This window comes from Oribacterium sinus, assembly GCF_014202695.1.
GTDB classification, from domain to species: Bacteria; Bacillota; Clostridia; order Lachnospirales; family Lachnospiraceae; genus Oribacterium; species Oribacterium sinus.
Window position 1 is genome coordinate 35,896 of the sequence record NZ_JACHHH010000008.1, and the last position, 13,969, is coordinate 49,864.

Below are 13,969 nucleotides of genomic sequence, written 5' to 3' on the forward strand. Positions count from 1 at the left end.
CCATATTATCCTAGTAGGTTTTGAACCATACCGCTCCTATAGCTTCACCTCCCCATTCTGTATACATTTATTTTTCCTCTAAAAAGTATTTAAAAAATAGTTTATATTTGGTATTATTATCTAAATATAAATTCAGATTTACAAAGATTGATTGTAAATCAGCACAAGTTCTCATGACAGAAAGGAGGCTTTATGAGAAAATCATTCCTGAAATCAGCTCTTGCATTCGGCTGTGCACTGCTGACTGCCTTATCTCTCACCGCCATCACAGGTTTTGCCAAAAACTATGATGACGAAGTACAAAGCTGGCAGCTCCTGTCCCGGCATTGGGATGAAAGCGAACTAAAAGTACGCTTTGAAGAATTCATCAAGGATATCAAGGAGCATAAGGGTATCGAGGATTACATTGTTCCCGATATTTCAGAAGAGGAGAAGGAAGCTATTCGCAACTACTTCCGGACTTTTGAGGGGAAGAAGGATATCCGCTATACCTATACCAAGATGCCGGTACTTCATCGGGTAAACGGAACCGATGAGTACAATGATTTACGAGGAATCATGGAATTAAAGTTCCAGACTACCGACGCAAAGAACAAGGTAACGGAACATACTGTCCTTCTGAAAATGGCCAGACTGGGCGATGCACAGGGACTCAAATGGAAGATTGTAGGTATCCTTTGGAAGGATAAGGGCGTAGATGTATCCGACGTAAAGATCTACCAGTTGGATAAGCCAAAGCGAGGCGAAGAAGTTTGCATTATGACCACCGATGCGGGAGTAATTAAGATGCGTCTCTTCCCGGAGAAGGCTCCCATTGCCGTACAGAACTGGATTACCCTATCCAAGCAGGGCTTCTACAACGGTACACCATTTGCCAGAGTCATCAAAGATTTCGTGATTCAGGGCGGTGCTTTGGATGGTTCCGGAGACGAGGCAAAGTCCAGCTATAACGGTTTCTTCGTTGACGAAGTAAACATGGAGCTGCACAACTTTAACGGAGCGCTTTGCTTAGGAAATAACGGTCCCCATACCAACGGAAATCAGTTCTATATCGTGCAGTGCAGTAAGATTCGTAATGAAGCATCCCTTCCTCTTTTATCTCTTCCGGAGAATGTAAAAGCAAAGTACAAGGAAGTGGGCGGAATTCCCGAGCTTGACGGACGCTACACGGTATTGGGACAGGTTTATGAAGGAATGGACGTAGTAGAAAAGATTGCTTCTCAGGAAACCAATCAAGATGATGCGCCTGTATCCAACCCTATCCTGATTCAAAACATCACTTTCCAGAAATACCGTTAAGCAGAGCTAAACATATTCCTTATGCCAGCCCTGATACCGGCTAAATTCCATTAACATCAAAAAGGACTTTGGAAGAACCGGGGATACCCCCATAACCTTCTTTCAAAGTCCTTTTCCTTTTGTTTCCCATTATTTAAAAAGAAATTTCCTGATCTCTACTTTTTTTCATTCTATACTTATCGTCGTACATCTTTCCATCTGCCTGTCGAATCACATGACTCACAGTGAGATGTTCTCTCTTTTCCATGGGGAGCTTCTCCGCAACCTCTCGATAGCTGGCACTTCCCATGGAAATGCTTACAGGGAAGGGCGGATTCTGTTTCTCCTTCGTATTTCGCAAATACTCTTTAATCTTATTTTCCACCTCAAACACTGCACTTGCGGGGAACACGATGCAGACGAATTCATCACCACCGTTTCTTCCGGAAAAGCCTTCCACCTCTGCCATGGCATCCTGAATGGCCTCTGCCACCATTTGAATCAAACGATCTCCGGACTCATGGCCATAAAGGTCATTGGTCAGCTTTAAGTCGTTGATATCCATAAAGATAGCGGCATAGTCCTTCTTTTTACTGTGATCCAAAACCTCCAGCTGATCCTGCAAATACTGCCGGTTTCCAAGACCGGTCAGCCGATCCGTATAGGCCAGGTATTTTAAATGCTTTTCTTCGATACCGGCCTGGGCAATCAGAATAACCTTAAATACGTAGGAAGTAATAAAAACAATAATCAAAAGCAGAATTAAAATCTTTGAAAAGCCAGTGGTAACAAAGCTTTGCAAAAATCCCGGCCACTTCTCCGTAATACTGCCGGCCAAAATGATTCTAACCTGCTCCAGAATACCGAATATAGCCACAAAAACCAAGCCGTAACCCAAAATATAATCTGAATTATTCTTTATCTTTTTTCCGGGGAAAAGCAGGCTTGCCATAGAGGAAAATACCATTACAATCTGTGCCGTTTGTACCAGACGGAGATGCCCGGTATACTGAAATCCCGTAGGGAAAATATAAAGAATCAGGCAAAGCAGGAAGAATGCCAAGAAAATGGTGCCGACTACTCTAAGATACTCTCTGACCACCTTCCTTGAGGTTTCATAGCTGGCGTACAAAGGAGCCGTGGGAAGTAACAAATACATCCCCACATACTCACAAACCGCACTTAAATCCTCTCTTGGGAAAAGCAAATAGGCCAGACCGGTATTTCCCAAGTGCCAAAGAGTAATGGCGAAAACCAGCGAGAATAGCCACATACCCTCACTGGCATACACATGAGTCTTAAAGAAGAAAGCAAAAATGATGATTCCGATAAAGGATCCAATCAAGGTCATCACGAAAATAGGATAAGTCGTTTCCTGACTAATCATCGGATAATAAAACTCAGTTCCTCTGGACATCAAAATCGGAATATCAAAATTATCCTCCAGAATATCCAGCTGCGGATCGATTTCCACCCGAATCTCATCCCCATAAGCCTCCAAAGGAACCGGTATACTGATTTTCAGGTGTCCAATCATGTGCCTTTTTAGATTTTCTCCGTATGACACCAATAACTGGTCCTTGTAGTAGGCCTTCACCACACTGTTATAAAAAAAGAAATTTATCGTCTGATACTCCGCCTTCCATTCCGATTCCAAGGGCAGATGCATGGTGATATGATCTTTTCGGGAAGAAAAATTAAACAGATAGCTCTGAAAATTATCTACACTTCCATCCTCGTGCTGTACTTCTACGCTCATGTTCTTCAGCATTTTATAATCACTTTTCGGCACTCGTCCTACATCACTCAGAATATAGCGCATCACAAGAAGCCCCACCAAAATGGAGAGGAACAAAAGAATGACGGTTTGATGTTTTTTGATGAAGGAATTATTTCTCATCTCCGCTCCGAATATCCAACATAGAATGCTCTGTTTTTCACAAAAATATCCTTCGTGTTTATGCCCTTAGATGCATATCTTCTTTCTGTCTCATAAGCACGAAAGCTTCGGTCTAAACTAACAAAAGTCCACCGTAACCTATACTTAATCGTCAAATATAAGAGAAGGCATAAACCTCTGCCTCATACGAGTAACTCTTCTCTTGCCGTTTTCTAAAGATGAAAATAGTATAGCACAATCTTTTCTATTTTGATTTATAAAAAAAGGAAAATCTGTCGAATGAACCGAAAAGACTAATGAGCTCGTACCGATGGAGAGCGAGATTACCTGATGAATCTCCATTCAAGCCAAAAATATTTTATCTATAAAAACCCTAACCGTGGAAAATGCCACCAATTTTTGTGTGACTTTTATCATATATCTATTCAAGGAAGGACCGGTATGTAAAATGAAGAAAACAGGACGACAAAAGAAGACGGAAAAAAGCAGAAGTCTAGGCTCTCGATTATCGATTTTTCTAAGCAATATAGGTCTGAAATTGGGGCTATGACTACCCCGCATTCAGACCTATATTGCCGAAAATCTATTTATTTTGATTTTTTACAGCCCTTAACCTTCAATCATAATCGGCTGCTTCTCCGGAAGTTTCTTCTCTCCTTCCTTAGGGAAAGAAAGCTTCAGAACGCCCTGTTCAAACTTTGCTTTTACATCTTCATGTTTAATGCTGTCCCCAACATAAAAGCTTCTTTGCATAGAGCCGGAGTAACGCTCCTGACGAATGAGTTTACCCTTCTCATCCTTCTCTTCTTCATTTAAGCCCTTCACGGCACTGACCTGAAGATAGCCGTCATGCAACTCTACCTTGATATCCTCTTTCTTAAAGCCCGGAAGATCGATATCCATATCGTACTGCCCGTCCTTTTCATGAACATCCGTCTTCATCAATCTTCCGCTGCGGTCTCCGTAAAGCTTATTCTCTACTCTGCCCAGACCTCCGAAACTCGGAAAATCAAACCAATCATCAAATAAATTCTCTCCAAAAATGCTAGGTGCTAACATATCTTTTTTCCTCCTTATACTCTTTATTTCAATTCTGACTTCTCGTCATTGTTTTTAGCAAGGGGAAGAATCTTCATCATCGTGAGAACCTTTAAAGTCCTTGCGGTCTTCTCTGTTCCTCTGCTTGATTATGATTATACTCAAATTGTTAGCACTGTCAAGCGTTGAGTGCTAATTTTTTGAGATTTTTTTGCAAAACTTGATTTTACGGGGTTTGCAACACTTTTTCTTCCTTATAATCATCACTTTTTCTTGATTTGACACCAATTTTTTATTTTTGGTATCAGCTAATTGCTACGCTATCCAGCCTAGTGATTTCACTCTCAATTCTGGACATCTCACTTACATGGTTGTATACGTCCATCGTCACGTCTATGTGGGCGTGTCCCATAATATATTGGAGAACTTTTACGTCTATTCTCTTTTCTGCCATTCTGGTACAAGCCGTATGTCGCATAATGTGAGCGGATACTGTTATAGAAAAGACAAAATGCGCTTGCTCGCAGAACGCAAACAAACGCATAGGAAACAAAAAAGCTAATATATTGAATTGTCAGTTCGTATTCATAGTCGGAATTACCCGGAGAGGGAGCTACGCTTTTTTTAATTGATGTAACTCATGGGCACTATGAATAACCAAAACGGACACGGTAAATCAACCTCCAATCGGCTACCATGTCCCTGCAAGTCGTCATAGGTTTGTGCAAGCGCAAAGAAACGGCGACTCTGAAAATCAAAGCCGCCGCTTCATACGTGCGTGAAAATATGTCTGCTCTACGACGGCTTTTTTCTTTTGCCGTCGTCCGGCAGATAAGTTATTTAATTAAAGAAAGTGGAAATGTTAAATTAGGTTTATACGCTCCAACAACTCTAAAATATTTTCCCCCAATGCCTTTTTTGCTACTGATTGGCTAGGGCTTACAAACTCAATAAGTTGCTTATACAAATATGGCTCACCATAAGGAGCGTCAGAACTATACAGACATCTTTCCGGCAACTCAACTAATGCCATTTTTGTAGCAATAGAAGCAAACGCTGCTGAAAGGTCTAAATAAGCGTTTTTATGTTCCTTTGCAAATTTGATTACTTCTATCCAATTAGAGCCACCTAAATGCCCGAAAATAACAGGCACCTCTGGGTACTTTTCGCATAAGGACATTAACTGCTTAATACCGCTTAATGTAACAGGATTAAAAGTATGCACCCAAACAGGGTATAACCTTGTATTCATTATTGCTTGAAATACTGTTCCTAACTGAATAATCTGTTGTTCATTACCGGGAGTAAATTCACCTATCCCACACAAAGAATTAGCGGTAATCTGTGTGTCTATCCAATTCTGTGTTTCCTCTAAACTTAATGCCAACGGAACAGAACCGAACCCCCAAAAGCGATTAGGATTTTCTTTTATTGCTGTGGTGATTTCTACAATATTTTTTTTCAATCGCTTAATATTATCTTCTTTGCTATTTACTCCTGCAAGAATTTTGTATAATGTGTTCATTTCTGTTTCAAGCTCATTCAGATTGTTTGCTTTTTCGGGGTGCGGAGCAGAACAAAAAAGAATTGCCCTATCTACTCCCGCAGCGTCCATTTTGTCTAACTGCATTTTTGCTGGAAACATTATGTGTTCGTGACTATCAATAATCATATTTACGCCTCCTTGACACGTTTTATATAATGAGGATAGCACTAATATAGAGTAAAATTAAGTACGCACTTTTTTGAAATAAAGTATCTTTCTTGATACTGTGAAAGGAATGGGAAAATATGGCAAAATCACAAGCGGTTGATGAACAATGTCCTGTTGAAGTCGGATTGAATATACTAAGCGGAAAATGGAAGTTAAAAATACTGTGGCATTTATCAAACGGAACAATCCGATTTAATGAATTACAAAGGGTTTTAGGTAATATCACTACAAAGACTTTGACACAGCAACTTCGGGAATTAGAGGAACAAGGAATTATCACTCGAAAGGTGTTCCCGGAAGTACCGCCTAAAGTTGAATATTCATTAAGCGAATTGGGGGCTACCCTTAAACCAATCTTAGCGCAACTATGTGATTGGGGAAAAGCATATCATTCATATAATTCACATACAGAGATTGTTTAATCCTCTGAAATAATAACGGAAATGCTAGTAGTTGATTACATTACTACCAGCATTTTTCTTTTAACTGGATAAATAAAATGAATTATTTAAGTCAGTAGTGGGAATTGTGTAGACGTATCTTGAAAAAGTTAGGAACTATACAATATAGCAGGGTGAATAATTATGGCAAAAAGACCTGTACCACTTTATGACTTCGCAGCTTTCGGGCAAGCGATAAAAGCAGCGCGGACAGCGAGAAAGGAAAGTCACAAAGATGTAAGCGACGCAATGAATATTTCTCCGCGTTACCTTACCAATATTGAAAATAAAGGGCAACAACCAAGTCTGCAAATCTTTTATGAGCTTGTGACACGCTATAACATATCGTGAGTGCTAATTCAGTTGTGAAACTTTTGTGTCTTCCGTAAAGCTGATTCTTTGTGCCGAAACATCCACCTTCGCCATAATGCCAAAGGGAATAATCGCTCTGGGAGTGTCATGTCCCACATTCAGATTGAATACAATCGGAAGAGTGGGATTACCAATCACTTCCGGAAGAATTTCCTGATACTCCTTGGCATAACGCTCATCCATAGGCTTTCCCACCAGCGCACCGCTGAGGACTTCGAAAATACCGCTTTGCTTTAAAGCTTTAAGCATTTTCCGATACTTCTCCGGATTGGGTTGATTCTCACTACTTTCCAGCAAAAGAATCTTCCCTTTCCAGTCTGCCAAATCCGGAAATAGTGCATACTTTTTGCATAAGCTGACAGAGTCCTCGTGCCTCGTTGTGTCAAAGATATCATAGAGGGTATCTATACAGCCCCCTAAGATTTCTCCTTGAAAAACAGGACTGCCCTGTAAGAGTAAAAAGCCTTCATTCTCATGGCTAACTCGTTTTGTTCCTATTGCTTTCGGTCCAAAATCTGTCCGCTCCTCATACCAAATCGGACTCGGTTCAAGAGAACGAATGCTTCCGCTTTGTATCAGTTCCAAAAAGTATTTTTCGCTGTAGGGCAACATTTCCTCTTCCAATTCGCAAATATCCGGAATAAAAGCCTGTCCATAAAAGCTCTTAATCCCCAATTTATGAAGCATCAAGTGATTCATCGTGGTATCGGAAAAGCCAAGGAAAATCTTTTGCTTTACGGCCTTTTCCAATTGTCCCTCTTCAAAAAGATAGGGAAGTAGGCGATAAGTATCCGCTCCCCCTATGGCACATAAAATCATATCTATCGAATCGTCGGAAAAAGCCTGTAAGAGATCCTCTGCCCTCTTTTCCGGATGCTCTTTCAGATAGTCTAAGCCTTTCAAGGCATTTTCCATGAATTTCACTTCCAACCCAAAACGACGTAGCCGTTCCAGGCCTATTTTTACTTCATGCTGCACAAAGTCTTCTCCCAGAACACCGCTGGAGAGACTGACAATGGCTACTGTTTTCACCTTTTGCATCATGCTTATCCTTCCTTTAAGACAATAACTTTTTTAACTCTCCAACTCCGGGAACCCGTCCGCTTACGATAAGTTTCCCATCAATCATGAGGGATGGCGCACTGAGTACTCCAAGCTTTACAATCTCGATTAACTCCTCTACCTTCTCGATTTTGGCATCCTTTCCCAGCTCCTTTACCGCCTCTTCTACATTTTGATAGAGCGTATCACATTCCTTACAGCCTGCACCGATTACCTTGATTTCCATATTCCTTCCCTCGCTGAATTCCTTTTCTGCTTTTTTGCTTTCAAGCTTCTATGCTTTGACAAGAACTTCTTTGCGTTAATTCTTTAATTTCATAGGAGAGTCCATATATTTTTTCCAAGCTCCATCAATGCTCCGAATCACCTTCGGTCCAACCTTCGACAAAAATACCAGCTCGGAAATCTCCCTCTCAGGGCAGGGCTTATAGTCGATTAATTCCTCCACCACATCCACCTGCATCCAGCTCCGATCTAAAAGGAAGAAACCCTTGATTCGGTAGCATTCCGGTAGAATCGCTTGCAGAAATTGTTGAAATCTCCTCTTTTCTACATTTTCCGAACAAAGTAAAGAAATCGTCTTCGGCTTGTTGTCCACCGTATTTAAGCTTTCCTCTGAAAATGCCCAATTCCCCTGTAGAAAGGCTTCTTTCATAAAGCTTAAGTCCGCCTGCCCATGAGCACAGGATAAAACTTGGCAATGCGGATTCACTCCCCGAACCAAGGAAAAGACTTTTTTGTATTGCTCTTCTGAAATCAAATCTATTTTATTGATGATGGCAACATCACAATGCTTTAACTGCCTGTCCACCGTTTCCGTATCCATCACCTGCTTCGGGAAATGCACGCCGTCAATCAGGCAGATTACCCCCTGAAAATCATACACGTCCCCCGCCAACAGCTTCACGCTCTCTAAAATATCCATGATATTGGACGGATCCGCGAGCCCTGAGCTTTCTACAAAAAGAGATTCCGCATCGCTTTTCGCAAGCTCCGCCAAGGCTTCCACAAAGGACAACTGAAGGCAGGAGCAAAAAATGGAACCTCGATTGATTTCTTTGATTGGAATCCCCTGTCTTTGCAGAATGCTTCCGTCAATCCCGATTTTTCCAAATTCATTTTGAATCACCGCAAGCTTTTTATCGGAAAATGCCTCCAAAACATGCTGTAGGAAGCTGGTTTTTCCCGCCCCCAAAAAGCCTGTTAAAACAAATAACTTCTTCTTTTCCATTATTCCTCCTAAGAAAAAAGCGTCAAAGTATTGCCTTCTTCTATTGCATATATCCCTTCTAAATCATAGCGGAAGTACCGCCTGCAACGCATTAAAAAGATAGCCTATCAGGATAATTCCAACCACACATATCCCTACGAAAATTCCCAAAAGCTTCGGTTTAATCACCTTCCGAAGCATGATCATAGAAGGAAGCGACAGCGTTGTCACTCCCATCATAAAAGAAAGTACCGTCCCGAGCTCCGCGCCTTTCAAAAGAAGTGATTCCGCTATAGGAATGGTTCCGAAAATGTCCGCATACATGGGAATCCCCACCAAGGTCGCCAGAATCACGCCAAAGGGATTCCTTGCTCCCAGTAAAGAAAGAACCCAAGCCTTAGGAATCCAGTTATGAATGAAAGATCCGATTCCCACCCCTAAAAGAATATAGGGAAAAACCTTTCGAAAAGTCGTTTTCACTTGCTCTTTGGCATAAGAAAGTCGTTCTTTAAAGGATAATGTGGGAATGTCCTGCTCTACAGCCGATACCCCTCGAAGAATGTCCTCCACTTCATTTTCCATGCCTAAATGCTCAATCACAGCTCCGCCTAAAACTGCCAGGCACAGTCCTAAAAGGACATAGACAAAAGCAATCCTTATCCCAAATATACCGCTTAGCAATACTAAACTTCCCAAGTCCACCATGGGAGAGGAAATCAGGAAGGAAAAAGACACCCCTAAGGGAAGTCCTGCTGCCGTAAATCCCATAAAAATCGGAATGGAAGAACAGGAGCAAAAGGGAGTAACCGTCCCCAAAAGAGCAGCTACCAGATTGGCAGAAAGCCCCCGAAAATGCCCCAGTATCTTCTTCGTTCTTTCCGGCGGAAAAAAACTCTGCACATAGGAAATTGCAAAAATTAGCACACAAAGGTAAATCGTAATCTTTACACAGTCATATAAAAAGAAATGCAAACTGCCCCCGATACGACTGTCCACATTCAGCCCCAGCTCCTCTAAAGCTAAACGCAGTAAACGGCTTAACCATGTCATCCTAAGAACTTCATCCTGAATAAATTCCATTCGTTGCACCTATCTCTCCATGAAGTTGATCTTTCATTTCTACCATTCTTTCCTTTAAGGCTATCTTTCCATTATACCTTTCTATCCCTTCTACCTTCCGTTTATTCTACCTTTCTTCCAAGAATCCCTCCAGATACTCAAAATCCTCTTGCAATTGCTTTTCCGGATACAGCTTTCTTGCTTCCTGAATTCGTTCCGCCATGCCCTCCTTTTTTTCATAGCAGCATAGATCCAGAAACATATCCAGAATGGTAAAGTTCTTTTTATAGAACGCATTCTCTTTGTATTTTCCAAAAAGCACTTCACTATCCTTATAGAGAGCCTCCGCTTCATTGTAATCCCTTAAATAAAAATAGTTCAGGCAAAGATTCATCCTCCTTACCATCTCTACAGAAGGCATTTTCTTTACCCTGGGCTCCAATTCCTTTAGGATTTCCACCGCAGCACGATATTCTTTTTTTCCTGTTAATGCCGCAGTACGATTCAGCTCGGCAATAGCTCTAAGATGCTTGGATTTTACCTTGTCCCGAATCGCTGTTATCTTTTCCAGGTATTCATCATACTTTGCCTCGCCGAGTAAAGAGGTAAGGGCGTTGATTTTCTTTCCGTAGAAGAAATTATAAGACAGATTTATAATAACGCTGATGAGTAGCACTGCTATCGACAAGAAAATGTAAATTCGCATGGTTTCTTCTTCACTAAGCTGAAGCCTTAACTTGATAAATAGAAGAATAAGACCGAATAGGATGCCCAAAATGAGACTGATTATTATGCTTTTACTAATTTTTTTCATATCTTTTCCAATCTATTCACTAAAGCCATTTCTGTCTATTCTATAGATGTGCAGTCATGCAATTATTTGATCTGCGTCCTTCTATTCTTAATACTATACTAAACAGCGACTAATCTAAAGTCTCATTTTAGATTAGTCGCCGTATAAAGTCTTGTTTTGTTTAAGATATTTTCAGATTATTTTTCGGATGTCTAAAAATCACTCTATTTTCGTACGCAATCCTTCTGCCGGAGTTCTTCTCTATAGTATCTTCACCATTTCTTCAAGAGGTCTATACTTCTCGTGCATCGGTGCCGGCTTTGCGTCATCCGCCGCATAGCCTAGAGGCATCAGGCATACCAGCTTTACAGACTTTGGCAAATGAAATACTTCTGCCGTCTCGGTATTTGGGAACCCATCCACCCATACAGAGCCTAGTCCCAGCTCTGCCGCCTCAAGCATTATATGAGAAGTCACAATAGAGGCGTCCTGCTGACCGGAAACGATTCCCTCTTCCATTTCATTCCGATATTGCTCGGACTCCTCATAGCCAATCATCAGAATTGTTGGCGCATTGTACGCACATCTGGTAAGGGAACGAAGCTTTTCAATTCCTTCTGTACTTTGCACAACATAAATTCTGGCAGACTGCTTGTTTCTGGCACTGGGTGCGATATGCGCCGCCTCTAAAATCTTATCCAGCTTATCTTTTTCTATCTGCCTCTCGCTATAATTGCGAACAGAGTAACGACTCTTTGCCAGTGTTATAAAATCCATGATTTTTTCCCTCTTTTCTTCCTACTATACTTTGTTCTGTTCTATGAGTTCATCTCTGTTGGATATCATTTTTTCTTACCAACTTGATTATGTTATCCTAAACAGTTAGTATATTTTCAGCAAGAACGCACTTTTCAGTGAGATACTCACTTTTTAGTAATATACTTACTTTTTAGAAACCATGATAAAGTCTTGATTTTATTGACTTTTTCTGCGAATTTCCGGAAGAATTTGGAGCAAAAAAATGACAAAAAAAATTTCAAATTCAGAAAAATTGTTTCATTGTCCCGTAGAGGCAACGCTCTCTCAGATTGGCGGAAAGTACAAAATGATTATCCTTTGCCATCTCATCCACGATGGAACCTTGCGATATAATGAGCTACAAAAATATATTCCTCAAGCCACCGCCAAAATGTTGACACAGCAACTTAAGGAATTAGAACATGACGGAATAATCCATAGGAAAGTCTACCCTGTGGTTCCGCCCAAAACCGAATATTCCCTTACGGAAAGAGGAAAAACCCTTACAGACATTATCCATTCCATGCGCGACTGGGGACGCAAGTATATGGCCGGAAGCTTTGAAGAATAAGGCGGAATTACTGCCTGTAAGTAGCTTATTTGTGGACTGTAAATAAATTTTATGCCTTCTCCATTTCCATAAAAAGCGCAGTTAAAGCCCTATAATCCAGATACTGCACTCCTTCCTTTCCCTCCTGAATCATGCCTGCCAGCCTACTCTTATAATAACAGTCCATCGCCTCTTCTAAAGATAAATGCAACTCTTTTGCAATATTCTGGATCAATCTTTCTTCCAGACTTTCTTGATAAAACTGCTCTAAAGCTTCCTCTGTCATGATGTTAACTCCTCTGCTGAAACAAATTCTAAAAGTTCATCAATTGATCTTTGAGAAATAAAAGCAATCTGGTCATAATTGGGATAAACACGAATTTCCTTTATCGCTCTTTCTTTATCCCATATCCCTTGATGATACATATCAACCACTCGAAAAACTTTATCATTTGCAACTTTTCCAATAATAATGTCAAATTGCAAATAATCCTTTTTCCCCTCACGACAATTACACACAAAATCAATCCAAGAGTCCAAATCCTCTCCGAAATCTTTCACATTAAAATCTGTTTTATCCAAACTAAGCTCATAGCTATTAATAATCGGTCTTCCTGTCATTAAATCCGCTCTTCGTTTTGCCCACTTCTCTGCCTGTTCTTTTACCGTGGTCACATAAAATCCGGAACCAAAATCCAAATTCCGAAGGCTATGTTTTACATCAGGATTTTCTACATGCTGATTTGAACCATGATATACTATCATACTATCACCTCTTTTTGGGCAAGATATTCTTCAATATCTTTCACAACAAAATCAGTACTCTGTGTATGTAAAATATCATAATTCGGAACCAGGTAATGATTAAGACAGCCACTCTGTTTTAAAACAAGATATACCTGTGCAGGCGTCTTCCTCCAACGGTTTGCGCAGGCATGAATCATATAAATAACAAAAGAAAAGATTTCCGAACGCAAAATTCCCTCCTTCAATCAATTTACAAAATAAGATAATAAAACATAGAAACTATCGTAATAATACTACCTAGTATACATTCTTTAGTGATGTTTTGAACACTTCGTTTTTTTCACTTCAATGTTCTTAATACTTCCACAACTTCTTTTTAGAGCTTTTCCTTTAGGGAACTTTTCTATACTAATCAGTAATAGGAAGTTCCCTAAAGTTCAATGCATTTTCCTATCTCTTTCATTCCCGGCTACTCAACATTTCTGCAATCTTCTCAAAGGTATTTCCGTTTCGAATCGTAATTTGCTTGTAGAAATCCTGCTTCATGAGTTTTTTATGGTAGGTAGTTTTTAGATATTCCGCCTCATCCATTTTCCCCCAAAACACTGCCTGTTTCCCGACATATACTTTCTCATTGTAAAATGTAGAGTTCTCTATAAAGTGGAGAATTCCGGATTTATCCATACCACAGGAATAAAACAAAACATCTCTTCTTGCCAGCTCCTCTTCCCACCAATCCGGTAATTCCGCTTGTTCTTCCAGATACTCTTCTTTGGTAAGTAAAGCAAAGGGAATTGAAAAGTCATAGTTTCTATCTAAGACTTTTCTTATTTTGGAAATGCAAGTTTCACGACTTTCAGCACTGCTAAAAAACAGATTGCCGCTGTTGATATAGGAATCAAGATTTTCAAAACCTGCATTATCCAATAAGGCTTTTAAATCCGTCATAGAAACTTTATTTTTCCCACCCACATTGACGCCTCGAAGGAAAAGGATATATCGCAAGGA

Annotated in this window: 16 protein-coding genes and 2 pseudogenes; 4 read left to right on the forward strand and 14 right to left on the reverse strand. The window is 40.4% G+C overall.

Annotated elements, in window-relative coordinates:
• The first annotated feature begins 192 nt into the window (after positions 1–192).
• Entirely contained in the window at positions 193–1,299 is a 1,107-nt protein-coding gene (locus HNQ46_RS08050) for a peptidylprolyl isomerase (RefSeq protein ID WP_183684236.1), read from the forward strand.
• A gap of 133 nt (positions 1,300–1,432) precedes the next feature.
• On the opposite strand, the gene HNQ46_RS08055 is transcribed toward HNQ46_RS08050, so the two are convergent.
• The 4 genes and pseudogenes from HNQ46_RS08055 to HNQ46_RS08070 all read right to left on the reverse strand — a co-directional run bounded on the left by HNQ46_RS08055 (position 1,433) and on the right by HNQ46_RS08070 (position 5,888).
• Positions 1,433–3,178 carry a GGDEF domain-containing protein gene (locus HNQ46_RS08055; RefSeq protein WP_183684237.1) on the reverse strand — a complete coding sequence of 582 codons (1,746 nt, stop codon included), beginning with the start codon at positions 3,176–3,178 and terminating at the stop codon, positions 1,433–1,435.
• 609 nt (positions 3,179–3,787) lie between these two features.
• Positions 3,788–4,237, reverse strand: a complete 450-nt coding sequence (locus HNQ46_RS08060; RefSeq protein ID WP_183684238.1) for an Hsp20/alpha crystallin family protein — start codon at positions 4,235–4,237, stop codon at positions 3,788–3,790.
• Positions 4,238–4,520: 283 nt separating this feature from the next.
• Positions 4,521–4,709: pseudogene (locus HNQ46_RS08065) on the reverse strand (tyrosine-type recombinase/integrase); the annotation flags it as partial.
• Positions 4,710–5,078: 369 nt separating this feature from the next.
• Positions 5,079–5,888, reverse strand: a complete 810-nt coding sequence (locus HNQ46_RS08070; RefSeq protein ID WP_183684239.1) for an amidohydrolase family protein — start codon at positions 5,886–5,888, stop codon at positions 5,079–5,081.
• 119 nt (positions 5,889–6,007) lie between these two features.
• On the opposite strand from HNQ46_RS08070, the gene HNQ46_RS08075 reads away from it, so the two are divergent.
• Both HNQ46_RS08075 and HNQ46_RS08080 read left to right on the forward strand, forming a co-directional pair.
• Positions 6,008–6,352: a winged helix-turn-helix transcriptional regulator gene (locus tag HNQ46_RS08075; RefSeq protein WP_183684240.1), complete on the forward strand. Its 345-nt coding sequence runs from the start codon at positions 6,008–6,010 to the stop codon at positions 6,350–6,352.
• A 162-nt stretch (positions 6,353–6,514) separates the two neighbouring features.
• Positions 6,515–6,718, forward strand: a pseudogene (locus HNQ46_RS08080) (helix-turn-helix domain-containing protein); the annotation flags it as partial.
• 6 nt (positions 6,719–6,724) lie between these two features.
• On the opposite strand, the gene HNQ46_RS08085 reads toward HNQ46_RS08080, so the two are convergent.
• The 6 genes from HNQ46_RS08085 to HNQ46_RS08110 all read right to left on the reverse strand — a co-directional run bounded on the left by HNQ46_RS08085 (position 6,725) and on the right by HNQ46_RS08110 (position 11,643).
• On the reverse strand, positions 6,725–7,786 hold the full coding sequence (locus HNQ46_RS08085) for a S66 family peptidase (protein WP_183684241.1): 1,062 nt from the start codon (positions 7,784–7,786) through the stop codon (positions 6,725–6,727).
• A gap of 13 nt (positions 7,787–7,799) precedes the next feature.
• Positions 7,800–8,030, reverse strand: coding sequence for a thioredoxin family protein (locus tag HNQ46_RS08090; RefSeq protein ID WP_183684242.1), 231 nt, complete (start codon positions 8,028–8,030; stop codon positions 7,800–7,802).
• A 75-nt stretch (positions 8,031–8,105) separates the two neighbouring features.
• The gene (locus tag HNQ46_RS08095; protein ID WP_183684243.1) at positions 8,106–9,035 is read right to left on the reverse strand and encodes a CobW family GTP-binding protein; all 930 of its coding nucleotides are present in this window, start codon (positions 9,033–9,035) and stop codon (positions 8,106–8,108) included.
• A 63-nt stretch (positions 9,036–9,098) separates the two neighbouring features.
• Positions 9,099–10,094, reverse strand: a complete 996-nt coding sequence (locus tag HNQ46_RS08100; RefSeq protein ID WP_243155886.1) for a permease — start codon at positions 10,092–10,094, stop codon at positions 9,099–9,101.
• A 106-nt stretch (positions 10,095–10,200) separates the two neighbouring features.
• Positions 10,201–10,887, reverse strand: coding sequence for a hypothetical protein (locus tag HNQ46_RS08105; RefSeq protein ID WP_183684244.1), 687 nt, complete (start codon positions 10,885–10,887; stop codon positions 10,201–10,203).
• Positions 10,888–11,127: 240 nt separating this feature from the next.
• Positions 11,128–11,643 (reverse strand): nitroreductase family protein, encoded by a 516-nt coding sequence (locus HNQ46_RS08110; protein WP_183684245.1) that lies wholly within the window; start codon positions 11,641–11,643, stop codon positions 11,128–11,130.
• Positions 11,644–11,887: 244 nt separating this feature from the next.
• Here HNQ46_RS08110 and HNQ46_RS08115 point away from each other — a divergent pair, with 244 nt between their 5' ends.
• Complete coding sequence (locus HNQ46_RS08115) at positions 11,888–12,235, forward strand: winged helix-turn-helix transcriptional regulator (protein ID WP_009537548.1); 348 nt, start codon at positions 11,888–11,890, stop codon at positions 12,233–12,235.
• 49 nt (positions 12,236–12,284) lie between these two features.
• Here the strand turns inward: HNQ46_RS08115 and HNQ46_RS08120 are convergent, their stop codons facing one another.
• From HNQ46_RS08120 to HNQ46_RS08135, 4 genes are all read right to left on the reverse strand, one after another.
• The gene (locus HNQ46_RS08120; protein WP_183684246.1) at positions 12,285–12,500 is read right to left on the reverse strand and encodes a hypothetical protein; all 216 of its coding nucleotides are present in this window, start codon (positions 12,498–12,500) and stop codon (positions 12,285–12,287) included.
• A complete protein-coding gene (locus tag HNQ46_RS08125) occupies positions 12,497–12,979 on the reverse strand; it encodes a DUF3990 domain-containing protein (RefSeq protein WP_183684247.1) in 483 nt (160 codons plus the stop codon). Before HNQ46_RS08125 ends, HNQ46_RS08120 begins: the two co-directional genes overlap by 4 nt.
• Entirely contained in the window at positions 12,976–13,191 is a 216-nt protein-coding gene (locus HNQ46_RS08130; RefSeq protein ID WP_183684248.1) for a DUF3791 domain-containing protein, read from the reverse strand. The genes HNQ46_RS08125 and HNQ46_RS08130 overlap by 4 nt, the downstream gene beginning before the upstream one ends.
• Positions 13,192–13,420: 229 nt before the next feature.
• A complete protein-coding gene (locus tag HNQ46_RS08135; RefSeq protein WP_183684249.1) occupies positions 13,421–13,966 on the reverse strand; it encodes a DUF1697 domain-containing protein in 546 nt (181 codons plus the stop codon).
• Positions 13,967–13,969 lie beyond the last annotated feature (3 nt).

Coding starts and splice junctions, on each gene's coding strand:
- HNQ46_RS08050 (WP_183684236.1), top strand. CDS start 193: ATGAGAAAATCATTCCTGAAATCAGCTCTTGCATTCGGCTGTGCACTG.
- HNQ46_RS08055 (WP_183684237.1), bottom strand. CDS start 3,178: ATGAGAAATAATTCCTTCATCAAAAAACATCAAACCGTCATTCTTTTG.
- HNQ46_RS08060 (WP_183684238.1), bottom strand. CDS start 4,237: ATGTTAGCACCTAGCATTTTTGGAGAGAATTTATTTGATGATTGGTTT.
- HNQ46_RS08070 (WP_183684239.1), bottom strand. CDS start 5,888: ATGATTATTGATAGTCACGAACACATAATGTTTCCAGCAAAAATGCAG.
- HNQ46_RS08075 (WP_183684240.1), top strand. CDS start 6,008: ATGGCAAAATCACAAGCGGTTGATGAACAATGTCCTGTTGAAGTCGGA.
- HNQ46_RS08085 (WP_183684241.1), bottom strand. CDS start 7,786: ATGATGCAAAAGGTGAAAACAGTAGCCATTGTCAGTCTCTCCAGCGGT.
- HNQ46_RS08090 (WP_183684242.1), bottom strand. CDS start 8,030: ATGGAAATCAAGGTAATCGGTGCAGGCTGTAAGGAATGTGATACGCTC.
- HNQ46_RS08095 (WP_183684243.1), bottom strand. CDS start 9,035: ATGGAAAAGAAGAAGTTATTTGTTTTAACAGGCTTTTTGGGGGCGGGA.
- HNQ46_RS08100 (WP_243155886.1), bottom strand. CDS start 10,094: ATGGAATTTATTCAGGATGAAGTTCTTAGGATGACATGGTTAAGCCGT.
- HNQ46_RS08105 (WP_183684244.1), bottom strand. CDS start 10,887: ATGAAAAAAATTAGTAAAAGCATAATAATCAGTCTCATTTTGGGCATC.
- HNQ46_RS08110 (WP_183684245.1), bottom strand. CDS start 11,643: ATGGATTTTATAACACTGGCAAAGAGTCGTTACTCTGTTCGCAATTAT.
- HNQ46_RS08115 (WP_009537548.1), top strand. CDS start 11,888: ATGACAAAAAAAATTTCAAATTCAGAAAAATTGTTTCATTGTCCCGTA.
- HNQ46_RS08120 (WP_183684246.1), bottom strand. CDS start 12,500: ATGACAGAGGAAGCTTTAGAGCAGTTTTATCAAGAAAGTCTGGAAGAA.
- HNQ46_RS08125 (WP_183684247.1), bottom strand. CDS start 12,979: ATGATAGTATATCATGGTTCAAATCAGCATGTAGAAAATCCTGATGTA.